We start from the raw sequence: 22,407 nt of genomic DNA on the forward strand, positions 1-22,407 counted from the left end.
CGATTCGGATGGTTTTTTCCCCATGAAGGTTTGCCAGCACTATCCAACTGAAGAATGGAATGCGCCTTCCAGGCGCCGGGAATCAAGGGTGATCTGACCATGTTCAACCGCCATCACAAATCCGACCTGCTTGAAATCGAACGTTTCTCCTGCGCCCTTACCGAAGCCAACGCCAAACTCGCCGCCATCAGCCGTTCCATGGCGATGATCGAGTTTGACCGCAACGGCGTGATCCTCGACGCCAACGACAACTTTTGCAAAGCCATGGGCTACAGCGCCGAGGAGATTCGCGGCAAGCACCATCGTCTCTTCTGCGAGGAGGCCTATACCCACACCGAGGCCTACGCCAAGCTCTGGCGTGATTTGGCACGGGGCGAGGCCATCAGTGGCACGTTCATGCGCTTGAACAAACGCGGCCAGGAAGTGTGGCTGGAAGCCAGCTACATGCCGGTGCTGGACAGCGACAAACAGGTGCAAAGCGTGATCAAGGTGGCGTCGGACATTTCCGCGCGGGTTCACCATGAACACGAAAACCAGAGCCTGATAGACGCCATCGGCCGTTCCATGGCGGTGATCGAGTTCACCCCACAGGGCCAGATCCTCAACGCCAACGACAACTTTTTGCGCACCGTGCAGTACTCGCGCGAGGAAATCATCGGCCAGCACCACAGCATGTTCTGCCATCGTAGCGAAGTGGAATCACCGGCCTACAAGGCGTTCTGGGCATCGCTCAACCGTGGCGAATACCACTCGCACCGCTTCGAGCGCAAAAACAAATACGGCAAGACACTGTTCCTGGAAGCGTCCTATAACCCGATCTTCGACACCAATGGGCGCTTGTACAAAGTGGTGAAGTTCGCCAGCGATATCACTGACCAAGTCACCACTCTGCGCACCGCCGCCGATTCGGCCCACGCCACCTCAGTACAAAACGACGCCTGCGCCCGCAAGGGCTCGGAGGTGGTGCAGCAAACCGTACAAATCATCGAAGAAATTTCCCACGACCTGAACCAGGCGGCGCAAAGCATCGATGCGGTGAGCAAGCAGTCCGACATTATCGGCGCCATCGTGCAGACCATCCGCAGCATTGCCGAACAGACCAATATGCTCGCGCTCAATGCGGCCATTGAAGCGGCACGGGCCGGTGAGCATGGGCGTGGGTTTGCGGTGGTGGCCGATGAGGTGCGCAGCCTCGCGGCACGAACCAGCCAGGCGACGGTGGAGATTGTGGATGTGGTGCGCAAGAACCACGACCTGTCACTGAGCGCGGTGTCGAGCATGCAGTCGAGCCTGAGCCGCACAGGGCTTGGGGTGGAGTTGGCGAATGAGGCGGGGCAGGTGATCCTGGAGATTCAGGAGGGGTCACGGCATGTGGTGGATGCGATCAGCCAGTTCAACTCGACCTTGCAGTTGCAATAATGTAGTGAGCGGGCTTGTCCCGCGCTGGGGGGCGAAGCCGCCCCAATAAGACCGCTGCGGTGTATCAGGTACACCGTAGTGGTATGTTTTAGGGCGGCTTCGCCCCCCAGCGCGGGGCGAGCCCGCTCACTACAAGCCAAGCTTAGATTGCGGCCAGGGTTTCTTTCACGGTTTGCGCCGGGTCAGTGGCTTTCGCCGCTACCTGTTGCTCTTGCTGCTGTTTCACACGGTCCGCCACTTGCTTGGCAATCGCGTCCTGTTTTTCCTGGGACATGTTCTGCACATCCGCCTCGGTCAAACCCTGTTCCTTGAGCAATTGCTCACGGATGCGCTCGGCCGGGGATTTGCTCATGTAGTCGGTGAAGTCAGCACGGGCGGTGCTGGTGCTGGAACCGGCTGCCGGCACATCCGTCGTTGCCGTGGTGGCTGCGGTGGTGGCTTGCAGCTGCACACGGGTCTTGGCGAAGGCTTCATCGATACGATCGTTGGCCTTGTCCAGCTCCTTCTGCGCAGCCGGCACGGTCACGCTTTGCTGCGCTGCTTGCACGGCACCGCTGTAGAGCGCGCTGGCGGCGGCGTTGGCGGGGTCCATGTCGGCGCGCTTGAGCTGTTGGATCGTCGATACGGCTTGGGTGTTGTTGTTAACCAGCATGATCGGTCACCTGTGGAAATGTTCGTGTGCCACCGGTGGAGCAAATAACGTGCCGCAGGTGATATCCCCGATTTCAAAGGCCTAGGGCGGGGTAATGAGGCAATACCTGTCCTTGTAGTGGTCATTCTTTGCCGCTAACTGGCAACACTTGCTTGGACTTGCTGAATCGTTTATCTGTCAATTCCGACAGTTTTTTTCTGGGTGGAATGATGCTGAATTGAACGTGGATAGTTACCGGCAATGGAGAGATGACATGAGCAAGCAGCACCTCCAGATTTTGGACCCTTCACTAAAGGCCAACATTTCTTTTGAGAATGAGCACTTTGTCGCCAAGCATGTTACTTACCATGCCGCCGATGGTGGGTATCTTGTAGAAGGAACATCCGAGGACGGGAGAAGACGTTTAATCATATTCAGCCCAACTATATTTGACGTCACTAAAACCTATAAATTAGTCCCTTATTCTCCAAAGGACGGTGAGGCAAGAGTTGTTTTTTATCGCCCCACCTCATCAATTGGGTATTGGAACTTTCATTCCGATCGCGGGACACTGTCTTTCATTGCCCAAGCGAGCGGACTGCACGGTGTTTTCAACTCATTCAGCAATGCTAGCCCCGGTAATTTTCCTGACACGCAGATCAATGGATCGTTTCAGGTACGCAATATCTAATATAGCCAATCACACCTTCGCTACCGTTGTGGAGGATGTCATCGGTGGTAGAAGGTGCGGGCATGGGAGTACTCAGTAAGTAATCGGAATCTCAAACTCCTGGAAGGCGTCATCCTGGGGCTGATAGCCCAGTACTCGCGTGGTTTCGCTCAGGTCCAGGCGCTTGAAACGGTTATTGGAAATGCCATGGGCGATCAGGTGCTTCACGCCCTCGGCCTCTACCGAGCGCTGCAGCAGGTGCACCGCATCGCGAGGGCTGAGCCAGGCGCTGAGGTCGCGCGCGTTGTTGAGGTCGTGGGTTTCGGGGAATTCGAAGGCGCCAATACGCAGGGCAATCGTCGACAACGGGGTTTTCGCCGCATAGAAACCGCACAGCGCCTCGCCGTAGCATTTACTCACGCCATACAGGTTGGCGGGCATCACTTGCATGCCGGGGGTGATCTGGCGGTCCACCGGGTAGCCTTCGATGGTTTGCGCGCTGCTGGCGAACACCAGGCGTTTCACCCCGGCGGCCACAGCGGCCTCGAACAAATAGGTGGTGGCGAGGATGTTGTTGGGCAGCAACTCATCGAACGACGCGCTGGCGTGGGGGATGCCCGACAGGTGCACGATCACGTCGATGCCATCGAGCAGGGCGGCCAGGCTGGTTTTGTCGCTGAGGTCGGCATGCACGAAACGGTGCTCGCCAACGGCAAAATCCGGCGCAATGCGGTCGGTGAGGGTGAAGCGGTAGCGGTCTTTCGAGGCTTCGAAAAACGTCTTGCCGATTCTGCCGCAAGCGCCGGTTAGCAGTACGTTGAGTCCTTTCACGGTGTCGTCCTTGTTTTAGTTATGGCCATCGAGGGCAAAGGCTTGGAAGCCGGGGCGCTGGCTGAGGCGTTGGTAATACGCCTCGACAGCGGGGTAGGGCGGGTGGTCCAGCGGTGCGTTGTGCCAGCGGTGCACCGACAGGCCGATGAGGATATCAGCCAGGGTAAATTCACTGCCGGCCACAAAGGCGCCGGTCTTGATGAGTTGTTGTTCGAGCAGGCCCATCTTGTCGTTCCAGGCTTGCACGCCGGCCTGGATGCGCTGCGGGTCCTGGTAGTCCGGGTTCTGGCGCACCAGCGCGTGGAACGCATAGCCCCAAGAAGGGTTGAGCTCGGTGGCTTGCCAGTCCATCCATTGCTCCACGCGGGCGCGTGGCGCGGGCTCGACGGGCAGCAGGTCATCACGTTGGTAGAGGCCGACCAGATAGCGGCAGATGGTGTTGGACTCCCACAGCACGCCGTGGTCGTCGATCAGCACCGGCACCTGGGCGTTGGGGTTCAGCGCCAGGAACTCGGGGGATTGGGTGGGGGTGTAGCCGATGCCCCAGTCTTCGCGCTGATAGTCGATGCCCAGTTCCTGGCAAGTCCACAGCACTTTGCGCACGTTGATGGAGGACGTGCGGCCGAGGATTTTCAATGAGTGTCCCATGGTGCTTTCCTTGCGGAGGAGAGCGGCCAATCTAGCAGGGCTGGTCACATTTTTGTAGTGAGCGGGCTTGTCCCGCGCTGGGTGGCGAAGCCGCCCTAAACCCAAGCAATTCGGTCTTCCTGAAACACCGAGACGGTCTTATTGGGGCGGCTTCGCCACCCAGCGCGGGACAAGCCCGCTCACTACAGGGATCGTGTTAAACCCGGTTTTCGAGGGCGCTTTCAGGTGCTCTCCCGCACCTGCAATTCAAACCCCATATCCACCACCGGCTTGGCCACTTTGTTCCCCGCCATGATCGTCAACAAATGCTCGGCCGAACGCCGACCAATCGCCTCACGCGGGGTGCTGATGCTGCTCAGGCGCGGCACCATGAAGGACGAAGCCGGCAAGTCGTTGAAGCCCAGCACCGCCACCCGCTCCGGTACGTTGATGCCGTGGCGCAGCGCTTCCAACAGCGCGCCCTGAGCCAAGTCATCGTTACCAAAGAAGATCGCGTCCACATCCGGATGAGTCGCCAGCAACTGCAAGAACAACTCACCGCCCAGGCCCACAGAGGACGGGCGTGGCGTCAGCACTTCCAGCGCCGGGTCATACAAGCCCGCCTGTTGCAGTGCGCGGCGGAAGCCTTCGCCGCGCAGCAAGGTGCGTTGGTCCAACTGCGCACCTATATAAGCCAGGCGCTTGCGCCCACGGGACAGCAGATGTGCCGCCGCCGTTTCACCTGCGGCCAACTGCGAGAAACCCACGCAGTTCACGCCGGCGTTGGGGTCCAGGTCCATCATGTAGACGCAGGGCACATTGCTGGCCTCGACCATTCGTCGGGCGCTTTCGGTGCGATCGAAGCCGGTCAGCAGCAAACCCCGTGGCTGGTAGGCCATGTAGTTGCGCAGCAGGTTTTCTTCTTCGTCACGTGAATAGTGGGAGTTGCCGATCAGCACTTCAAAACCCTTGGGCCGCAGCACTTGGTGGATGGCTTCGAGGGTTTCGATAAACAGCAGGTTGGACAGCGACGGCACGATCACCACCACCGAATGGCTCTGCGCCGAGGCGAGGGCGCGGGCGGCGGGGTTGACCACGTAGTTCAGTTCGCTGGCGGCCTTTTGCACTTTTTCCACCAGTTCGGTGGCCACGGTGCTGATGCCGCGCAACGCGCGGGAGGCGGTAATCGGGCTGACACCCGCCAGGCGGGCGACTTCGTTGAGGGTCGGACGACCCGTGGTGCGCAATTTTTTATCGTTCTTGGAGGTCATCAGGCGGCTTGCCAAACAAAAATCGAGGCACTAAGGTAGCGCTGTCTCCAAAAGGCTGCAAATGCTTGAACGTCGGGTTGCCTGATCCCGTTCAAATCATTGGAGCGGATGCACGCGTCACTCCATAAAAAAAGACAAGACGGCGCGGGAAAAGCCTGTTTTTGCACTAGCCTTACAGCGTGCAAAGGTAGCGCTATCTGCGTCCTGAGGTGTTTCATGAGTCAACCTGTTACTGCCCTGGTCATCATGGGTGTTGCTGGCTGTGGCAAGACCAGCGTCAGCGAAGCCCTGTGCCGTCTGAACGGCGCCACCGCCATTGAAGGCGACAGCTTCCACCCTGCCGCGAACATCGAAAAGATGAGTGCCGGCCACCCCCTCAACGATGACGACCGTGCCGGCTGGCTCGACATCCTCTGCGATGAATTGCGCCGCTCGCTCAAGGCCGGGGAACACCCGGTACTCACCTGTTCCGCGCTGAAAAAGAAATACCGTGACCACCTGCGCGAAGCTGCGCCGGGCCTGGGTTTCGTGTTTCTGGAGCTGACCCGTGAAGTCGCTTCCGACCGCGTGTCCCATCGCCCTGATCATTTCATGCCGGCAAGCCTCATAGACAGCCAGTTCGCCACCCTTGAATCGCCCGTGGGCGAGCCGCTGACCCTGGCCCTCAATGCCAGCGTAGACAGCGTCGAGGCGTTGGCCGAGCAAACCAATGCCTGGTGGCTGCAACACGGCTTCGAACCTTCCAAGTAATTTTTTGCCAGAAAAGATAGCGCTATCTGCGGCAGGAAATTCAACACCCGCTTTAATAACAACAACAAACAGGAGAGACCCCCCCATGTTTGGCATGTCCCACGAGTCTTACCTGCTGCTAGATGCAGTGGTCACTATCATCGGGTTGATCGTTCTGATCACCAAGTTCAAGGTGCACCCGTTCATTGCGCTGATCATCGCGGCCGGCTTCCTCGGCCTGACCTCGGGCATGCCCGTGGACAAGATCATCAAGGCGTTCCAGGACGGTTTCGGCGGGGTGCTCGGCTTTGTCGGCATCATCCTCGCGCTGGGTACGATGCTCGGCAAGATGATGGCTGAATCCGGCGGTGCCGATCAGATCGCCCAGACCCTGATCCGCGCCTTCGGCAAGGAAAAGGTCCAGTGGGCCATGATGTTCGCCGCATTCCTGGTGGGCATTCCGCTGTTCTTCGAGATCGGTTTTGTGTTGCTGATCCCGCTGGTGTTTATCGTTGCGCGCCGTACCGGCGTGTCGCTGATCAAGATCGGCATCCCGTTGCTCGCCGGCCTGTCGGCGGTGCACGGCCTGGTGCCACCGCACCCGGGCCCGCTGCTGGCCATCGGCGTGTTTGGCGCGGACATCGGCAAGACCATCCTCTACGGCCTGATCGTCGCTCTGCCGACCGCCATCATCGCCGGGCCGATCTTCGGTACGTTTATCGCCAAGTACATCCCGGGCAACCCGTCCCAGGAACTGGTGGACCAACTGGCCCGCGAGTCGGAACACAAAAGCCTGCCGAGTTTCAGCATCACCCTGATCACCGTGCTGCTGCCGGTATTCCTGATGCTGCTCAAAACCTTCGCTGACATCGGCTTGCCGGACGGCCACATCGTGCGCAACTGGATGGACATGATCGGTCACCCGATCTCCGCCCTGTTGCTGGCGCTGCTGCTGTCGCTGTACACCTTTGGCCATCGCCAGGGTATCCACTCCAAACAGATCCTCAAGCTGCTCGACGCCAGCCTTGCGCCGACCGCCGCGATCATCCTGATCATCGGTGCCGGTGGTGGCTTCAAGCAGATGCTGGTGACCAGCGGTGTGGGCGACGTGATCGGCCATATGGCGGTGAACGCGCAGATCAACCCGATTCTGCTGGCATGGCTGGTGGCGGCGGTGATTCGTGTGGCAACGGGTTCGGCGACCGTGGCAACCATTACCGGCGCGGGCATTGTGGTGCCGGTGGTGGGGATGATTCCGGGCGTCAACCGTGAGCTGCTGGTGTTGGCGACGGGGGCGGGGTCGTTGATCTTGTCTCACGTCAACGATGCGGGGTTCTGGCTGGTGAAGCAGTACTTCAATATGACCGTGGCTGAGACGTTCAAGACGTGGACGGCGATGGAGACGATTCTGTCGGTGGTGGCGCTGATCTTTATCATGTTGTTGTCGCTGGTGGTGTAACCCACACCGCAAAAACCATGTGGGAACCCAATCAAAATGTGGGAGCTGGCTTGCCTGCGATGGCGGTGGTGAATTCACCGCCGCTATCGCAGGCAAGCCAGCTCCCACCTTAATTGGGTTTCTACAGAGCGATCGGGGTCAGGCTCTAGGGCCTAGCCCATCCGCCCGAAACATCCCCCGAATCCCGCGCACCGCCTGCCGAATCCGGTCCTGGTTCTCGATCAGCGCAAAGCGCACATGATCATCCCCGTACTCACCAAACCCGATGCCCGGTGATACACACACCTTGGCCTCCAGCAGCAGCTTCTTGGCAAATTCCAGCGAACCCATGGCAGCGTACTGCTCGGGAATCTTGGCCCAGACGTACATCGACGCCTTGGGGTTTTCCACCATCCAGCCCAGCTCATGCAGGCCCTTGACCAGCACGTTGCGGCGCTGGCGATACTGCTCGGCAATGTCTTTCACGCACTGTTGGTCGCCTTCCAATGCCGCAATGGCGGCCACTTGCAGCGGCGTGAAGGTGCCGTAGTCGTGGTAGCTCTTGATACGCGCCAGGGCGTTGACCAGTTCCGGGTTGCCCACCATGAAACCGATGCGCCAGCCCGCCATGTTGTAGCTCTTGGACAGGGTGAAAAACTCCACCGCAATGTCCTTGGCGCCTGGTACCTGCATGATCGACGGGGCTTTCCAGCCGTCGTAGACGATGTCGGCGTAGGCCAGGTCGTGCACCACCAGTACGTCGTACTGCTTGGCCAGGGCGATCACACGCTCAAAAAAATCCAACTCCACACACTGCGCGGTTGGGTTGGACGGAAAACCGAGGATCATCATCTTCGGCTTGGGGATCGAACCGCGAATCGCCCGTTCCAACTCGGCGAAGAAGTCCACGCCAGGAATGAGCGGCACCGAACGCACCTGGGCGCCGGCAATCACGGCACCGTAGATGTGAATCGGGTAGCTCGGGTTTGGCACCAGCACCGTGTCGCCCTGGTCCAGGGTGGCCAGCATCAAGTGCGCCAGGCCTTCCTTGGAACCGATGGTCACAATGGCTTCCGACTCGGGGTCGATGTCCACTTCATAGCGGTCTTTGTACCAGCGCGAAATCGCCCGGCGCAGACGCGGAATGCCTTTGGAGGTGGAGTAGCCGTGGGTGTCTTCACGCTGGGCGACGGTGACCATCTTCTCCACGATGTGGGGAGGTGTGGCGCCGTCAGGGTTACCCATGCTCAAGTCGATGATGTCTTCGCCGCGCCGACGCGCAGCCATCTTCAGCTCGGCAGTGATATTGAAAACGTAAGGGGGGAGTCGATCTATGCGCGCAAAGCGGCGCGGCGAACCTTGGTCTGCCATTTGTTGCCTCGAAGTACGTAAGCGCCCGGAACCGTCCGAGCGACGTCGGCCACTGCGGTGGCCTGCGGGGCAGACAATACGGTCGATGATGGCCAGTTGTCCAGATGCGTAGGAAAAATTTCTGCATGGAGTGCGGCGCGGATATGCCCCTATACTCGATGCGGGTTTGTTCCCTCATAAGAAGGAGACTGTTCGTATGGATCAGCAGACAAAACAACCGCTGGAGCCACACATGGAAGCGGGTAAAGCCTTGGTGATCGCCGGGGTGCAAGGGCGTTATTCAAAAGCCACTGTAGGGGATGTCCCCAAGCTGTGGGAGTTGTTCGACACCTGCATCAAGGACATCAAGAAGCGCGTCGGCGGGGTGACTTACGGCGTGTGCCATAACCCCAGTCACGGCGAATTCGATTACATGGCCGGGGTGGAAGTACCGAGTAAAAGCGACGTGCCGGGCAACTTTGAATGTATCGAAATACCGCCGCTCAACTATGCCGTGTTCCCGCATTACGGGCCGGTGCAGGCGCTTGAACAAACGTACGAACGCATCATGTTCGAGTGGTTGCCGCACTCGGGTTACAAGGTGATGGGAGCGGACTTCGAGCGTTACAGCGCCGATTTTGATGTGCGCAAGGGCACCGGGACGGTGGAAATCTGGCTACCGGTGGGCGAAAGAGGCTGAAGCCGCAGCCAATGTCACGTAAACAAGACATGTACTTCTGAATGTCATGTTTACGTGACATCAGCGTTGTGGATTTAACACCCACCTCAACCGTCGTTCATGCCCAATCCGCCCCCTGTACGCCTCCCCGCTGTCCACCCAGCCAGTCTTCAGATACAACCCCATCGCCGCCACATTGTCCGCGTCTACCGACAACTCCAACCCCTTGATCTGCGGCCACGCCAGCAACGCCGCCTCCGGCAGCGCCTGCAGGCACGCCTTGCCAAACCCTCGGCCCTGCTGGTCGCGGTCCACTTGCAGCGCATGCAGCGTGGCGCTGTTTTCATCGGCCCAATGCGGCAGGCAAGGAGGGCGTTTCAGCAACAGGAAAGCCACGGGCAGATCGCCTGCGAGCAGGACGAAGCCCTTGACGCTGGCAGGGTTGGGGTTGACCAGCAGGCTGTTCAGCGCGCAGTAGATATCGCCGGAATACGCCAGTTGCTCGGGATGCACTTGCAGGGTGTCGAGCTGCTGTTTTTGCGCGTTGCTCAGCGTCTCATAGGGGACGAGGCGGGTTTCCATCGGGGTGGCGTCCCAAAGACTACACAGAGGCGGCGATTCTAGCGGTTTTGGCATTGCTCCGGTCGACCACGAACTATAGTGAATACCGTTCGCCCACTGAATCCCTGACCACAACAACCCCAAGACTCAGGAGGTTTACCCCATGACTGCCCAACCAGCCGAATTCGAACTGTCTATCAGCCGTGTGATTGATGCACCCCGCAGCCGGGTGTTTCGCGCCTGGACCGAGCCTGCCTTGCTGCAACAGTGGTGGGGCCCCCATGGCATGACTACCCCGGAGTGCGAAATGAACCTGTGGGTGGGTGGGCTGTTTCGCACCCTGATGCGTGCGCCGGATGGCAGCGAATACCCGACCCAGGGAGTGTTCCTGGAAATCGTCGCGCCGCGGCGCCTGGTGTTTACCGATGCGTTCACGCCGGGTTGGATTCCTTCAGGCAAGCCGTTCATGACCGCCGAAGTCACCCTGCAGGAAGTCGAGGGCAACAAGACCCTCTATACCGCCCGAGCCATGCATTGGACTGCCGAAGACAAAAAAGCCCATGAGGCCATGGGCTTTCACGACGGCTGGGGCCAGAGCCTCGACCGTTTGGTGACGTTGGTCACCGAAGGGATGGGCGAGTGACTTACGGCTGCTGACGCGTAGCCGCCAGCACGATCTCGCGAATGCATACGTGTTGCGGCTGCTGGTAGGCGTAGGCAATTGCCGAGGCCACGTCATCGGCGCTGAGCACGGTGCCGCCCATGTCCTGTTTCCAGGCCTGGTAACCGGTTTTGATCGCTTCGTCGGTGGTGTGGCTGAGCAGCTCGGTTTCCACCGCGCCCGGGGCGATGGTGATCACGCGTACGTTGCTGGGGGACAATTCTTCACGCAGGTTTTCCGAAATCCCATGCACGGCGAACTTGGTGCCTACATAGGCGACATGATTCGGGAAGGTCTTGCGCCCGGCTACGGAGCTGACGTTGATGATGGTGCCGCCTTTACGCGCAACCATGCTGCCGGCGACTGCATGAATACCGTTGAGCAGGCCCTTCACGTTTACATCGAGCATCTGCTCCCACTGCGCCGGGTCTTGCTCGCTGACCGCGCCCAGCAACATCACGCCGGCATTGTTGATCAGTGCGTCTGCCGGCCCGAATTGCGCTTCGGCTTCCTGCACGGCGGCAACCAAGGCGGCGCGGTCGGTGATGTCTACGCCACGGTTCAAGGTGTTTGGCAGGCCCAGACCGTTAAGGCGGTCGATGCGTCGCGCCAGCAGCAACAACGGGTGGCCGGCGGCAGACAAACGGCGGGCGGTGGCTTCGCCGATGCCGGAACTGGCGCCGGTGATGATGATCAGTGGCTTGCTCATGAATCTACTCCTGAAATAAGAAAAACCGATAACTGAAAGCGTGGGCGCAGTATATTTAGCGTCGACGAGGCTGAAAAATGCCTTATTCCTCTGTCTGCTATCGGATAAAGCTATGGATGTTCGCCACCTCAAGGCATTTCTCGCGGTGTTCGAAGAACGCAATATCACCGCAGCGGCCCAGCGTTTGTTTATCAGCCAGCCGACCTTGTCGGTGACCATCAAGCAGCTGGAAGATGAGCTGGGCGTGGCGCTGTTCGTGCGTCAGCCCCGGGGTGTGGAAGTGAGCGGCGAAGCGCGGGTGCTGTATCCCCAGGCACGGCGCATGGTGGCCGAAGCCGATGCGTTGAGCCGCCTGTTTCGCGGGCGCGAAAATCGGGTTGCCTTGGAGCTGGGTGTGGAAGGCGATATTGCCGACAGCCAGATCGAAACCTTCCTGCGCATGGCACACCAGGGCTTGCCCGGGTTGCTGCTGACGCTGCAGGAAGGCTGCGAAGGCGAAGGTCGCCTGGCGGTGGAGGAAATGTGCTGCGAGGACGAGCTATTCCTGCCGCTTTGGGAAGAGTCCTACGTGATGGCGTTACCGGCCAGCCATCCGATGGCCCAGGCGGGCAACGAGCAAGCCTGGGCGCCGATTGAAGACTGGATCACCTGCCCACAACACGATTCCCATCAACGTTTGATGGCGCTCTACGGCCGCTCGCCGCAAGCGGTGGCCGGGCATGCCGGGTCGTTGACCCAGGCGTTGCATATGGTGGCGGCCGGTGTGGGCGTGGCCATGTTGCCGCAATCGCTGGCGGTGGAGCGCGCCGGGGTGGTGATTCGGGAGTGGCACTTGCCGGCGCCGACCCGGCGGGTGGGGTTATGTTTTGCTGCGCAAGCCTTGGAGCTACCGGCGTTGCGTGCCTTGCACGAGTACTTCCAGAACCACCGGCCGCCGCAGCTTTCAGCGGCCTGACCCCAACCCGACCAACACCACCAGCTCCCACAGGGACTTTCACTGTCTGGAAGACATCATTCGAGCATCTTGCCCAGCAACCAACTCCCCGCCGGCCCCGGCGGGTGATGCCGCGACCACAACGCATCCACCGCTACAAAGCGCGGCCAGCTGCGCGCCTTGAGCTCCACCAATTGCCCGCGATCAAAGCGCTCCACCAGCCAGCGCGGTAGCGGCGTCCAGCCAAACCCCAACTGGGCCATTTCCATCAGCATCAGGTAACTGGGCGCCGACCATACACGCCCGCTGGCGCGGATTTCTGTAGGGTTGATGATGCTGGCCAAGCGCAGTTCACGGTGTTGCTGCAGGGTATCGGCCGAGATGTTTTCCTGCGTGGCCAATGGGTGTCCGGGGGAAACGAATAACGCAATTTCCGTGCGTTCTTCCACCGGCGCCCCCGTGAGGTCGGGCGGGTAAACCTCTTGTTTTTCGATGAATGCGATGTGCGCGCGGCCACTTTGCACCAGGTCGATCAGGTCTTCGCATTCAGCGATCAGGCATTCCAACTCAAGGTCGGGATAGCGCTGCTCAAAGACTTTCAGCGCGACTTCGAATCGGTCGGATTGGTAAGTATCGGACATGGCGATGGTCAGCTTCGGCTCCAGACCCTGGGACAATTGGCTCGCCGTGAGTTCCAGGCGGCTGCTGGCTTCCAGTACCTGCTCGGCACGCTGCAGCAATACGTGGCCCGCCGGGGTCAGCGTCGGCTTGCGGCTGCTGCGGTCGAACAGCACCACATCCAGGTCAATCTCCAGGCTCGCCACTGCCGCGCTGACGGTGGACTGGCTCTTGCCCAGCTTGCGCGCGGCCGCTGAAAACGAACCCTGGGTGGCCGCCTGCACAAACGCCTGCAGCACTTCATTGGAGGCCATAAGTATCGCCTTGATCGATGGTTATTGGTTATGAAGTATCGGTTCAAGGGGTAATCATGGCAACACTCTTCACTCAACGAGCGCAGGTTATGAGCCCTACCAAGTCGATTACTGAACGTGTCTGCCAAGCCCTGGGTTTTGAAGGCTTGGCCCTATTGATCTGTACACCGCTGCTGGTGTGGATCACCGGCCGGCCAGCCTTGGAAATGGGCGCGGTCACCTTAGGCCTGAGCCTGCTGGCGCTGACGTGGAACATCATTTTCAACAGCCTGTTCGACCGTTTGAAGGTGCGCCTGCAACTGTCCGGCGGCGCAGGGACGCGGGTGCTGCATGCGCTGATGTTCGAAGGCGGGCTGATTATCGTCGCCGTGCCGCTGATCGCCGCGTGGCTGAATATCAGCCTGATGCAGGCGTTTATGCTCGACATAGGTGTACTGCTGTTTTTCCTGCCGTACACCTATGTGTATCACTGGGGCTATGACGTGCTGCGCGAGAAGCTGCTGCGAGTCAAAGAAACATCCCGCCCGAAGCCTCAATGCGCTGACCAGTGATCCAGTTGCTGCCATCGGCCAGCAGGGTGGAAATGGCCCCGCCAATGTCATCCGGCAGGCCGGCGCGACCCAGCGCGGTGTTGTTGGCAACCATGGTGTTGAGGGCGGCATTGTCGCGTACGGCGCCGCCGCCGAAGTCGGTTTCGATGGCGCCCGGCGCGAGAATATTCACGGTGATACCACGCCCGCCCAGCTCTTTGGCCTGATAGCGGGTGAGCACTTCCATCGCACCTTTCATCGCCGCATACGCTGCATATCCCGGCAGGCTGAACCGCGCCAGGCCGCTGGAAATATTAAGGATGCGGCCGCCGTCGGTGATCAACGGCAACAGCTTCTGGGTCAGGAAAAACGGGCCTTTGAATTGGATCGCCAGCAGTTGATCGAACTGTTCTTCGGTGGTTTCGGCAAAGCTGGCATGCGCGCCAATCCCGGCGTTGTTGATCAGAAAGTTGAAATGATCCTGTGCGAAAACATCCTTGAGAACGTTGCCGACTTCGCCAACGAAATCGTTGAAGGTTGTGCTCTGGCTCACATCCAGCCGCAGCATGGCGGCGCGGCCACCCAAGGCCTCGATTTGCTCGACCACCGCTTGGGCTTCGCCCGCAGCGCTGTGGTAGGTGCCGATGATATCGACGCCCTGCGCCGCCAAGTGCAGTGCAGCGCTTTTGCCCAGGCCACGGCTGGCGCCAGTGATGAGTGCGATTTTACGGGTCATGGTGCAGTCCTCTCAGGTGATCGTTGGAGAGAGTGTATTTGTCCGCCTGTAACGTGATAAACAGGGCTATACCGGAATCACTGGCCGGATAGGGCGAACAATCCAATGAACAAATTAGAGTTGCTGCGTACCTTCGTGCGCGTTACCGAACTGTCGAGCTTTACCGGCGCCGGCGAAAGCCTGGGGTTGCCACGCTCCACCGTGTCCGAGCATGTGCAGGCGCTGGAAGAACTGCTCGGCACGCGCCTGCTGCAACGCACCACGCGCAAGGTGCAGGCGACCCAGGATGGTCGCGTGCTGTATGAACGCAGCAAGGATTTGCTGTCGCACATGGAAGAACTGGAAGGGCTGTTTCGCCAAGATGAAGCCCAACTCAGCGGGCGAATTCGGGTGGACATGCCCAACGTGATGGCGCGGGAACTGATCCTGCCGCGCCTGCCTGAATTCATGGATGCACACCCGCTGATCGAGCTGGAAATCAGCAGCACCGACCGCCAGGTCGACCTGCTCGCCGAGGGGTTCGATTGCGTGCTGCGAGTGGGCGCGCAGCCAGACCAGACGGTGGTGGCGCGGCTGCTGTGCAGCATGCCGATGATCAACTGCGCGAGCGCGGCTTACCTGCAACGTTACGGCGTGCCTACAACGCTGGCCGACCTGGCGCACCATCAGTTGGTGCATTACGTTCGGCCCCTGGGCTCGCGTTCGCCGGGCTTCGAATACGTGCAGGGCAACAAGGTGCACCGCGTGCCGATGGCGGGGCGGGTCACGGTCAATAGCACGGATGCCTACCGAGTCGCGTGCCTGGGAGGCTTTGGCATTACTCAGGTGCCCGCGCTGGGGATTCGCGAATTATTGGCCAGCGGTGAACTGGTGGCGCTGTTGCCCGATTACCCGGCGCCGCCGTTGGACGTGTCCTTGTTATACGCCGGCCAACGCCACTTACCCCAGCGGGTGCGGGTGTTCATGGATTGGCTGGCCGGGCTCTTGCAGTCCCAGCTCTAACGCCGTGCCGACAACTGCTGAGGCGTCAGGAATGCGTCGTGGAAGTAATCGCGCACCGCCTGCATGGCCGGGGTGAACGCACGTTCGCGGTGCCAGGCCAGGCCGACGCTCATCGGCGTGACGGGGTCGGTCACCGTCAGGGTCTCGATGCGCTTGCCTTCCAGGGACCATGGCCGGTGCACCAGGTCTGAGAGGATCGCCACGCCACTGCCATTGGCAACCATGCTGCGCACGGCCTCCACCGAACTGGTGCGCAAACGCACCTTGGGGGTTTGCCCGGCTTGCTCCCAATAGCGCATGGCGCTGTGCTCGGCCTCATCGACGGTGAGCAGGATGTAAGGTTCTTGCGCCACATCCGCCAGGCTCACGGCACCGCGCTCGCACAGCGGATGATGACTCGGCAGCCACAGGCGGCGCTCCGAGTTGAAGAGAATTTCGGAGACGATATCCGGGTGGGTGAGGTTGGCGGTGAGCACCACGGCCATGTCGAACTGGCCGTCCAGCAAGCCTTGCTCGATGGCCTGGCGTTCCTGCTCGAACACCTCGATGGTCACGTCCGGGTGCCAGTGCTCCATGCGTTGCAGGTGGTGGGGCAGGAAGTAACCCAGCACCGTGTAGCTGGCGGCCAGACGCAGTACGCCGCTGGCGCGATAGTCGGGCAGCGGGCTGTTGAGTGCGTCATCCACGCTGCGCAGGATCACGTAGGCGCGGTTGAGGAAATGCCGCCCGGCGTCAGTGAGGTTCATGCCCTGGGCCGAACGCACAAACAATTGCACGCCGAGCATGGCTTCCAGTTCCTTGATCGCCGTGGTCACCGCTGACTGGGAAATATTCAGGTGAATCGCCGCCTGGGAAATCTGGCCGATTTCGGCGGTGGCAACGAAGTAGCGGACTTGGCGCAAGGTCAGAGACATCTGTTGCTCCCGAACATAGTGTTATCTGATTTTCAGAAGATACCCTATCTGATAATAGATCTTCCCAAGGGGTTAAGCCGCAGCCTACTTTTTGCCCATCACTTAGGCGGAGCGACCCCGATGCAGGCAGTGGATTTCAACTCGGACATGGGCGAAGGCTTCGGCCCCTGGACCATCGGCGATGGCGTTGATTCGGAGCTGATGGCCTACATCAGCTCGGCCAATATCGCCACCGGCTTTCACGCCGGCGACCCCGGCACCATGCGCCGCACCGTGGAGCGCGCCAAGCAATTGGGCGTGGCCATCGGCGCCCATCCGGGCTTTCGCGACCTGGTGGGGTTTGGCCGTCGACATATCAACGCCCCGGCCCAGGAGCTGGTGGACGACATGCTCTACCAACTCGGCGCCCTGCGGGAAATCGCCCGCGCCCAAGGCGTGAGCCTGCAACACATCAAGCCTCACGGCGCGCTCTACATGCACCTGGCCCGCGACGAAGAAGCCGCACGCCTGCTGGTGCAAAACCTGCAAATCATCGAGCCTACGTTGTTGTTGTACTGCATGCCCAATTCGGTGATCTGGCGTGTGGCCAAGGAACTGGGGCAACCGGTAGTGCGCGAGTTTTATGCCGACCGTGAGTACGATCTCAGCGGCTCCATCGTGTTTACCCGCACTGTGCGGGCGTTGGATCCGGCGACGGTGGCGGCACGCGTCCTACGTGCTTGTCAGACGGGTCTGGTACGCACCGTAGAAGGCGAAGACCTGTACATCGAATTCGATTCCATCTGCCTGCACAGCGACACCCCCGGTGCCCTGGAGCTGGTAGAAGCCACCCGCGAAGCGTTGGACCAAGCGGGCATCGCGGTCAAAACACCACAATAAAAACGCTCCCTTACTTTTTTGCCTGCCTTTCTACAATGATTCCAAGAGGAACAGACATGGCTGAAACGTCCCCCATCCGCTACAGCTTCGGCGGTGATGAACACCTGTTTGCCGAGGTCAGCGACAGCATGTCCCTGGAGGCCTTTTTCAAAGGCATGGCGGTGACCCGTGCGGTGGAACGCCTGGCGCTGGAAGGCGTGCTGGATGTGTGCCTGGCCAATGCGTCGTTCCAGATTCGCTTCGACCCCGACCGCATCGCGCCCCACGTGTTGCTCGATGCGGTGCAGACCGCCGAAGCCCAGGCCGTGGCCGAGCGCACCTTGCACACGCGCATCATCGAAATCCCGGTGCTCTACAACGACCCGTGGACCCATGAGACGTTGATGCGTTTTCGCGACCGTCATCAAGACCCCAGCGGCACCGACCTGGAATACGCTGCACGCATCAATGGACTGGCCGATGTGGATGCGTTTATCGCTGCCCACAGCGGCGCGCCGTGGTTTGTGTCGATGGTCGGGTTTGTCGCGGGCTTGCCGTTCATGTTCCAGATGGTCGAACGCGAGCGGCAATTGCAGGTGCCCAAGTACCTGCGCCCGCGCACGGACACGCCCAAATTGACCCTCGGCCATGGCGGCTGTTTCGGCTGCATCTACTCGGTGCGCGGCGCCGGCGGTTACCAGATGTTCGGCGTGACTCCTGCGCCCATCTACGATCCGGCGCAGCAGTTGGCCTACCTCAAGGAGCACATGGTGTTCTTCCGGCCCGGCGATATCGTGCAGTTCAAACCCATGGACCGCGACGCCTACGACCTGGCCGTCGCCGAAGTGGACGCAGGACGTTTCGACCTGCGCATCCGCCCGGTGGAGTTTTCCCTCGACGCTTTTCTTGCCGACCCCATCGGCTATCCGAAAACCCTGCAGGAGGCGCTGGCATGATCAAGGTCCTCAAACCCGGCCTCGCTACCTCCGTGCAGGACCTTGGCCGCGAAGGTTATTACCACCTGGGCATTCCCCCTTCGGGGGCGCTGGACCAATACGCGCTGAGCGCCGCCAACCACCTGGTAGGTAACCCCATCGGCGCAGCGGGCCTTGAGTGCACGTTGATCGGCCCCGAATTGGAGTTTCAACAAGACGCACTGGTAGCCCTCAGCGGCGCATTGATGTCACCGCGCCTGGACGGTGAAGTGGTGCATCAGGACACCGCCTTCCAGGTACGTGCCGGACAAGTACTGCGCTTTGAATTCCCCAAGGCGGGGGCGCGCACTTACCTGGCGGTGGCCGGTGGGATTGATGTGCCGTTGGTGCTGGGCAGCCGCTCGACGTACACCCTCGGCGCAGTCGGTGGGTTTAACGGGCGGCGCTTGCAGGAAGGCGATGAGTTGCCCATCGGCGAAACCAGCGGTGCAGGCCGCGCGGGCAACAGCTTGCCCATGGCGCTGCGCCGGTCCGTCGGAGGTGATGTGACCCTGCGCGTAGTGCCGGGGCTGTATTACGAACGCCTGAGTGACGCCGCCAAAGGCAGTTTTTTTGCCGAACCGTGGACCGTCGGTTCGGAGGCGGACCGCATCGGTTACCGCTTCAAGGGCGGCAGCGCGTTGAGCTTCCAGCCACGGGAGCAGCCGTTTGGTGCAGGGTCGGATCCGTCAAACATCGTCGATAGCTGTTACCCGATTGGCTCGATCCAGGTACCGGCCGGGTTGGAACCGATTGTGTTGCATCGGGATGCTGTGTCGGGTGGCGGCTACGCGATGATCGGCACGGTGATCAGTGCCGATCTGGATTTGATCGGGCAGATGCAGCCGAACCAGCGGGCGGGGTTTGTGGCGGTGACGCTGGAGGAGGCGCTGGAGGCGCGGCGGGTGTACAAAAAACGGCTGAAGGCCATGGCTGGACTCTTCAACAACTGAAGAAACAAACATCCAAATGTGGGAGCTGGCTTGCTCGCGAAAGCGGTGTATCAGCCACCAGATTAATTGACTGAAAGACCGCATTCGCGAGCAAGCCCGCTCCCACATTTTTGTTCTGTGTTGAGTCAGAACAGTTTGGTGAACAGCCAATACAGGCTGCCTGAAAGCAGGATTGCCGCCGGCAACGTCAACACCCACGCCATCGCCAGATTACGGATCGTGCGCATCTGCAACCCGCCGCCATTCGCCACCATGGTCCCCGCCACGCCGGACGACAACACGTGGGTGGTCGACACCGGCAACCCATACATATCCGCCGCGCCGATGGTCAGCATCGCCACCATTTCGGCCGAGGCGCCTTGGGCGTAGGTGAGGTGAGTCTTGCCGATCTTCTCGCCGACGGTCACCACGATGCGCTTCCAGCCGACCATAGTGCCCAGGCCGAGGGCGATGGCCACGGCGATCTTGACCCACAGCGGAATAAAGCGTGTTGAGCTGTCGATCTGTTGCTTGAACAGTTGCAGCTTGCCTTGGGTATCCGCGTCGAAGTTGCCAACCTTGCCCTTGTCCATCAAGCGAATGGTTTCGCTGGTCAGGTACATGTCGTTACGCACGTTGCCGACCGCTTCCACTGGCACTTTGGCCAGGGAACCGTAGCCTTTGACTTCCTCACCAATCTGGCCTGCGAGGGCGGCTAGGGCGGGCACCAGTTCCGGGGTGGCTTCCTTGGTGCGCACGTAGGTCGAGAGGATCGGCCGTGGGCCACCTGTCAGTGCTTGCGGCGCACTTTTCACCAGGGCCACTTGGGTGACTTCCGCCACCGCGGCAAACTGCAAGGATTGCTCGGCCGGCATGGTGCGGTTCAACGCGTAGGCCATCGGCAGCGTGCCCACCAGGATCAGCATGATCAGGCCCATGCCTTTTTGCCCATCGTTGGAGCCGTGGGCGAAGGACACACCGGTGCAGGTGGCAATCAACATGCCGCGAATCCACCACGGCGGCGGGGTGTCGCCTTTGGGGGCCTTGTACAGCGAGCGGTTCTTGACGAAGGCGCGCAGGGCCAGCAACAGCATGGCGGCGAAGGCGAAGCCGATCAGCGGCGACAGCAACAAGGCGTAACCGATTTTGATTGCCTGGCTCCAATCCACACCGCTGGTGCCGTCACGTCCGTGCATCAAGGCATTGGCCACGCCGACGCCGATGATCGAACCGATCAAGGTGTGGGACGACGACGCCGGCAAACCCAGCCACCAAGTGCCGAGGTTCCACAGGATTGCAGCGATCAGCAGGGCGAAGATCATCGCAAAACCCGCCGACGAACCGACCTGCAAGATCAGCTCGACCGGCAGCAGGGCAATGATGCCGAACGCCACTGCACCGCTGGAAAGCAGTACGCCGAGGAAGTTGAAGAAACCCGACCACACCACCGCGAAATGCGGCGGCAGCGAATTGGTGTAGATCACCGTGGCCACCGCGTTGGCGGTGTCGTGGAAGCCGTTGACGAACTCGAAACCCAGGGCGATCAACAGTGCCACACCCAGCAGCAGGAACGGCGTCCAGGTGGTGACCACCGTGCCCAGTTCGTGCATGTCGTGCATCAGGCTGTAGGCAGTGAACAGCAGGCCCATGGCAAGCACGGCGAAGAAAATGATCACCGTCACCAGGTTGTTTTTCTTGTCTAGCCGAGGTTTGGGGGCTGCGTGTGGGGCGGCAGTCAGGGAAGGGGTGGCCATGCCGGAGCATCCGTGTGGGGAGGATGCCGTTCATATTCATTGCAGAATGTTACAGAGATGCTGCCGCAAGTCAGTGTTTAGGCAATTGGGTCTGCCGCTGATCTACAAAGCACCCCAGCTCCCACAGGTTGATTGCATTTCAGATTTAGTAATCTTTGCGCTTTCTGAACGCCCAACGCCCGGCAATCAAGGTAAACGTCGCCACCAACGCCACCAGTATCCAAAACCCTTCCGGGTCCGTAGAGAGCGGCACGCCCCCCACGTTCATGCCAAAAAAACCGGCAATGATGTTGATCGGCAACGCCAACACCGTCACCACTGTCAGGGTGAACAGCGTGCGGTTGCTTTGTTCGTTGAGGTTGGCGGCGATCTCTTCCTGCAACAACTTGATGCGTTCGCCCAGGGCCATCAGGTCGTTGATGATCAGCGCAAACTCCTCGGTGGATTTGCGCAGCTCCTTCACGTCTTCCTTCTGCAGCCACTGCGGCGGGCGGTTGAGCAGGCGCAGCAAGGAACCCGGTTCCAGCGCCAGTAGGCGTTGCAGGCGCACCAGCACCCGGCGTGCGGCGCCGAGTTCGGCACGGTTGGTGGACAGGCGCGAGGACAATAATTGGTCCTCGATATGGTCGACGCTGATGCTGGTCTTGCGCACGATCTGGGTCAGCACTTCGCCTTGGTCGCGCAGCAGGTGCACCAATAATTCCAGAGGGGAGCGAAAGCGTTCGCCGGCCTTTACCGACGAGCGCAATTTGTCCACCGAGTGCAGCGGTTGCAGGCGCGCGCTGATCAGCAAGCGGCTGCGGGCGCACACCCACAGCGTGGAAATATCCGAGGAGACCATGTTGCTGAAGTTGAACACCACGTCGTTGACCACCGCCAGCAGGGCCGAGTCGACGTGTTCGATGCGTGTGGAGCGTGAGCCTTCGTGCAAGGCTTCAAAAAACTCGGCGGGCAAGTCTAGGTGCGACTGCATCCAGCGCTCGCACGCGGCGTGGGCCAGGTTCAGGTGCAGCCACAAGAACTCTTCGGGGGCGGCGGGTTGCTGCAAGGCTTTGAGCGCGGTGGCCGAATCAATCTGCTCGCCTTTTTCACCGGGGCGAAAACGAAAACCGTAGAGCAAGCCAAACAGATCGGAATCCTGGTGGCTGTGATCAATGCTGTGGTTCATGGAGGCTCGCAGAGAAAGCGCCTGTAGGACGTTTCACAGGTTCGCGTAGGCGAATCATTGCAAGGTGGTGTGACGCTTTTGTGACGATTTGAAATCT

Annotated in this window: 23 protein-coding genes and 2 pseudogenes; 13 read left to right on the plus strand and 12 right to left on the minus strand. The window is 60.3% G+C overall.

The features are described 5' to 3' along the window. Positions 1–99: 99 nt before the first annotated feature. Positions 100–876, plus strand: a pseudogene (locus CFE47_RS31800) (PAS domain-containing protein); the annotation flags it as partial. Positions 877–1,005: 129 nt separating this feature from the next. Further along, positions 1,006–1,419, plus strand: a pseudogene (locus tag CFE47_RS31805) (methyl-accepting chemotaxis protein); the annotation flags it as partial. Between the two features lie 142 nt (positions 1,420–1,561). On the opposite strand, the gene CFE47_RS19130 reads toward CFE47_RS31805, so the two are convergent. Continuing rightward, on the minus strand, positions 1,562–2,071 hold the full coding sequence (locus CFE47_RS19130; RefSeq protein ID WP_185707918.1) for a hypothetical protein: 510 nt from the start codon (positions 2,069–2,071) through the stop codon (positions 1,562–1,564). A gap of 253 nt (positions 2,072–2,324) precedes the next feature. Here CFE47_RS19130 and CFE47_RS19135 point away from each other — a divergent pair, with 253 nt between their 5' ends. Then, positions 2,325–2,741, plus strand: a complete 417-nt coding sequence (locus tag CFE47_RS19135; RefSeq protein ID WP_286839420.1) for a hypothetical protein — start codon at positions 2,325–2,327, stop codon at positions 2,739–2,741. A 72-nt stretch (positions 2,742–2,813) separates the two neighbouring features. Here the strand turns inward: CFE47_RS19135 and CFE47_RS19140 are convergent, their stop codons facing one another. From CFE47_RS19140 to gntR, 3 genes are all read right to left on the minus strand, one after another. Then, on the minus strand, positions 2,814–3,551 hold the full coding sequence (locus CFE47_RS19140; protein ID WP_286839422.1) for an NAD-dependent epimerase/dehydratase family protein: 738 nt from the start codon (positions 3,549–3,551) through the stop codon (positions 2,814–2,816). 15 nt (positions 3,552–3,566) lie between these two features. Further along, positions 3,567–4,199, minus strand: coding sequence for a glutathione S-transferase family protein (locus CFE47_RS19145; protein ID WP_286839424.1), 633 nt, complete (start codon positions 4,197–4,199; stop codon positions 3,567–3,569). A 221-nt stretch (positions 4,200–4,420) separates the two neighbouring features. Beyond that, positions 4,421–5,452: an HTH-type transcriptional regulator GntR gene (gntR, locus tag CFE47_RS19150; RefSeq protein WP_286839519.1), complete on the minus strand. Its 1,032-nt coding sequence runs from the start codon at positions 5,450–5,452 to the stop codon at positions 4,421–4,423. 213 nt (positions 5,453–5,665) lie between these two features. Here gntR and CFE47_RS19155 point away from each other — a divergent pair, with 213 nt between their 5' ends. Together CFE47_RS19155 and CFE47_RS19160 are read left to right on the plus strand one after the other, a co-directional pair. Continuing rightward, the gene (locus CFE47_RS19155; protein ID WP_185707910.1) at positions 5,666–6,199 is read left to right on the plus strand and encodes a gluconokinase; all 534 of its coding nucleotides are present in this window, start codon (positions 5,666–5,668) and stop codon (positions 6,197–6,199) included. Positions 6,200–6,284: 85 nt separating this feature from the next. Next, on the plus strand, positions 6,285–7,637 hold the full coding sequence (locus CFE47_RS19160) for a GntP family permease (protein ID WP_185707908.1): 1,353 nt from the start codon (positions 6,285–6,287) through the stop codon (positions 7,635–7,637). 138 nt (positions 7,638–7,775) lie between these two features. Here the strand turns inward: CFE47_RS19160 and alaC are convergent, their stop codons facing one another. Then, positions 7,776–8,987 (minus strand): alanine transaminase, encoded by a 1,212-nt coding sequence (gene alaC, locus CFE47_RS19165; RefSeq protein WP_286839427.1) that lies wholly within the window; start codon positions 8,985–8,987, stop codon positions 7,776–7,778. Between the two features lie 196 nt (positions 8,988–9,183). On the opposite strand from alaC, the gene CFE47_RS19170 reads away from it, so the two are divergent. Further along, positions 9,184–9,666 carry a GyrI-like domain-containing protein gene (locus CFE47_RS19170; RefSeq protein WP_286839430.1) on the plus strand — a complete coding sequence of 161 codons (483 nt, stop codon included), beginning with the start codon at positions 9,184–9,186 and terminating at the stop codon, positions 9,664–9,666. Positions 9,667–9,726: 60 nt separating this feature from the next. Here the strand turns inward: CFE47_RS19170 and CFE47_RS19175 are convergent, their stop codons facing one another. Further along, positions 9,727–10,227: a GNAT family N-acetyltransferase gene (locus tag CFE47_RS19175; RefSeq protein WP_286839432.1), complete on the minus strand. Its 501-nt coding sequence runs from the start codon at positions 10,225–10,227 to the stop codon at positions 9,727–9,729. Between the two features lie 142 nt (positions 10,228–10,369). Here CFE47_RS19175 and CFE47_RS19180 point away from each other — a divergent pair, with 142 nt between their 5' ends. Next, on the plus strand, positions 10,370–10,849 hold the full coding sequence (locus CFE47_RS19180) for an SRPBCC family protein (RefSeq protein WP_286839434.1): 480 nt from the start codon (positions 10,370–10,372) through the stop codon (positions 10,847–10,849). Between the two features lies 1 nt (position 10,850). On the opposite strand, the gene CFE47_RS19185 is transcribed toward CFE47_RS19180, so the two are convergent. After that, the gene (locus CFE47_RS19185; protein ID WP_286839436.1) at positions 10,851–11,576 is read right to left on the minus strand and encodes an SDR family oxidoreductase; all 726 of its coding nucleotides are present in this window, start codon (positions 11,574–11,576) and stop codon (positions 10,851–10,853) included. Between the two features lie 112 nt (positions 11,577–11,688). Between CFE47_RS19185 and CFE47_RS19190 the strand changes: the two genes are divergently transcribed. Next, entirely contained in the window at positions 11,689–12,531 is an 843-nt protein-coding gene (locus tag CFE47_RS19190; protein WP_286839438.1) for a LysR family transcriptional regulator, read from the plus strand. 56 nt (positions 12,532–12,587) lie between these two features. On the opposite strand, the gene CFE47_RS19195 is transcribed toward CFE47_RS19190, so the two are convergent. Further along, positions 12,588–13,442: a LysR family transcriptional regulator gene (locus CFE47_RS19195; protein ID WP_286839441.1), complete on the minus strand. Its 855-nt coding sequence runs from the start codon at positions 13,440–13,442 to the stop codon at positions 12,588–12,590. A gap of 89 nt (positions 13,443–13,531) precedes the next feature. On the opposite strand from CFE47_RS19195, the gene CFE47_RS19200 reads away from it, so the two are divergent. Next, positions 13,532–13,993, plus strand: coding sequence for a multidrug/biocide efflux PACE transporter (locus CFE47_RS19200; protein WP_185707893.1), 462 nt, complete (start codon positions 13,532–13,534; stop codon positions 13,991–13,993). Here the strand turns inward: CFE47_RS19200 and CFE47_RS19205 are convergent. Then, on the minus strand, positions 13,950–14,708 hold the full coding sequence (locus tag CFE47_RS19205) for an SDR family NAD(P)-dependent oxidoreductase (protein ID WP_286839444.1): 759 nt from the start codon (positions 14,706–14,708) through the stop codon (positions 13,950–13,952). The genes CFE47_RS19200 and CFE47_RS19205 overlap by 44 nt on opposite strands. Positions 14,709–14,813: 105 nt before the next feature. On the opposite strand from CFE47_RS19205, the gene CFE47_RS19210 reads away from it, so the two are divergent. Continuing rightward, positions 14,814–15,710 (plus strand): LysR family transcriptional regulator, encoded by an 897-nt coding sequence (locus tag CFE47_RS19210; RefSeq protein WP_185707889.1) that lies wholly within the window; start codon positions 14,814–14,816, stop codon positions 15,708–15,710. On the opposite strand, the gene CFE47_RS19215 is transcribed toward CFE47_RS19210, so the two are convergent. Then, complete coding sequence (locus tag CFE47_RS19215) at positions 15,707–16,624, minus strand: LysR family transcriptional regulator (protein WP_286839446.1); 918 nt, start codon at positions 16,622–16,624, stop codon at positions 15,707–15,709. The genes CFE47_RS19210 and CFE47_RS19215 overlap by 4 nt on opposite strands. Positions 16,625–16,744: 120 nt before the next feature. On the opposite strand from CFE47_RS19215, the gene CFE47_RS19220 reads away from it, so the two are divergent. Genes CFE47_RS19220 through CFE47_RS19230 form a run of 3 tightly spaced genes read left to right on the plus strand, consistent with a single transcriptional unit; the run spans position 16,745 to position 19,409 of the window. Continuing rightward, the gene (locus tag CFE47_RS19220; RefSeq protein ID WP_286839448.1) at positions 16,745–17,503 is read left to right on the plus strand and encodes a 5-oxoprolinase subunit PxpA; all 759 of its coding nucleotides are present in this window, start codon (positions 16,745–16,747) and stop codon (positions 17,501–17,503) included. Between the two features lie 56 nt (positions 17,504–17,559). After that, on the plus strand, positions 17,560–18,438 hold the full coding sequence (locus tag CFE47_RS19225) for a 5-oxoprolinase subunit B family protein (protein WP_185707885.1): 879 nt from the start codon (positions 17,560–17,562) through the stop codon (positions 18,436–18,438). Then, on the plus strand, positions 18,435–19,409 hold the full coding sequence (locus tag CFE47_RS19230; RefSeq protein ID WP_286839451.1) for a 5-oxoprolinase subunit C family protein: 975 nt from the start codon (positions 18,435–18,437) through the stop codon (positions 19,407–19,409). The genes CFE47_RS19225 and CFE47_RS19230 overlap by 4 nt, the downstream gene beginning before the upstream one ends. 125 nt (positions 19,410–19,534) lie before the next feature. Here the strand turns inward: CFE47_RS19230 and CFE47_RS19235 are convergent, their stop codons facing one another. After that, entirely contained in the window at positions 19,535–21,142 is a 1,608-nt protein-coding gene (locus CFE47_RS19235) for an inorganic phosphate transporter (protein WP_286839453.1), read from the minus strand. 145 nt (positions 21,143–21,287) lie between these two features. After that, positions 21,288–22,310 carry a transporter gene (locus CFE47_RS19240; RefSeq protein WP_286839454.1) on the minus strand — a complete coding sequence of 341 codons (1,023 nt, stop codon included), beginning with the start codon at positions 22,308–22,310 and terminating at the stop codon, positions 21,288–21,290. Positions 22,311–22,407: the final 97 nt, after the last annotated feature.

It is taken from the genome of Pseudomonas sp. PGPPP1, from assembly GCF_002255865.1.
GTDB classification, from domain to species: domain Bacteria; phylum Pseudomonadota; class Gammaproteobacteria; order Pseudomonadales; family Pseudomonadaceae; genus Aquipseudomonas; species Aquipseudomonas cremoris.

Coding starts and splice junctions, on each gene's coding strand:
- CFE47_RS19130 (WP_185707918.1), bottom strand. CDS start 2,071: ATGCTGGTTAACAACAACACCCAAGCCGTATCGACGATCCAACAGCTC.
- CFE47_RS19135 (WP_286839420.1), top strand. CDS start 2,325: ATGAGCAAGCAGCACCTCCAGATTTTGGACCCTTCACTAAAGGCCAAC.
- CFE47_RS19145 (WP_286839424.1), bottom strand. CDS start 4,199: ATGGGACACTCATTGAAAATCCTCGGCCGCACGTCCTCCATCAACGTG.
- CFE47_RS19155 (WP_185707910.1), top strand. CDS start 5,666: ATGAGTCAACCTGTTACTGCCCTGGTCATCATGGGTGTTGCTGGCTGT.
- CFE47_RS19160 (WP_185707908.1), top strand. CDS start 6,285: ATGTTTGGCATGTCCCACGAGTCTTACCTGCTGCTAGATGCAGTGGTC.
- alaC (WP_286839427.1), bottom strand. CDS start 8,987: ATGGCAGACCAAGGTTCGCCGCGCCGCTTTGCGCGCATAGATCGACTC.
- CFE47_RS19170 (WP_286839430.1), top strand. CDS start 9,184: ATGGATCAGCAGACAAAACAACCGCTGGAGCCACACATGGAAGCGGGT.
- CFE47_RS19175 (WP_286839432.1), bottom strand. CDS start 10,227: ATGGAAACCCGCCTCGTCCCCTATGAGACGCTGAGCAACGCGCAAAAA.
- CFE47_RS19180 (WP_286839434.1), top strand. CDS start 10,370: ATGACTGCCCAACCAGCCGAATTCGAACTGTCTATCAGCCGTGTGATT.
- CFE47_RS19185 (WP_286839436.1), bottom strand. CDS start 11,576: ATGAGCAAGCCACTGATCATCATCACCGGCGCCAGTTCCGGCATCGGC.
- CFE47_RS19190 (WP_286839438.1), top strand. CDS start 11,689: ATGGATGTTCGCCACCTCAAGGCATTTCTCGCGGTGTTCGAAGAACGC.
- CFE47_RS19195 (WP_286839441.1), bottom strand. CDS start 13,442: ATGGCCTCCAATGAAGTGCTGCAGGCGTTTGTGCAGGCGGCCACCCAG.
- CFE47_RS19200 (WP_185707893.1), top strand. CDS start 13,532: ATGAGCCCTACCAAGTCGATTACTGAACGTGTCTGCCAAGCCCTGGGT.
- CFE47_RS19205 (WP_286839444.1), bottom strand. CDS start 14,708: ATGACCCGTAAAATCGCACTCATCACTGGCGCCAGCCGTGGCCTGGGC.
- CFE47_RS19210 (WP_185707889.1), top strand. CDS start 14,814: ATGAACAAATTAGAGTTGCTGCGTACCTTCGTGCGCGTTACCGAACTG.
- CFE47_RS19215 (WP_286839446.1), bottom strand. CDS start 16,624: ATGTCTCTGACCTTGCGCCAAGTCCGCTACTTCGTTGCCACCGCCGAA.
- CFE47_RS19220 (WP_286839448.1), top strand. CDS start 16,745: ATGCAGGCAGTGGATTTCAACTCGGACATGGGCGAAGGCTTCGGCCCC.
- CFE47_RS19225 (WP_185707885.1), top strand. CDS start 17,560: ATGGCTGAAACGTCCCCCATCCGCTACAGCTTCGGCGGTGATGAACAC.
- CFE47_RS19230 (WP_286839451.1), top strand. CDS start 18,435: ATGATCAAGGTCCTCAAACCCGGCCTCGCTACCTCCGTGCAGGACCTT.
- CFE47_RS19235 (WP_286839453.1), bottom strand. CDS start 21,142: ATGGCCACCCCTTCCCTGACTGCCGCCCCACACGCAGCCCCCAAACCT.
- CFE47_RS19240 (WP_286839454.1), bottom strand. CDS start 22,310: ATGAACCACAGCATTGATCACAGCCACCAGGATTCCGATCTGTTTGGC.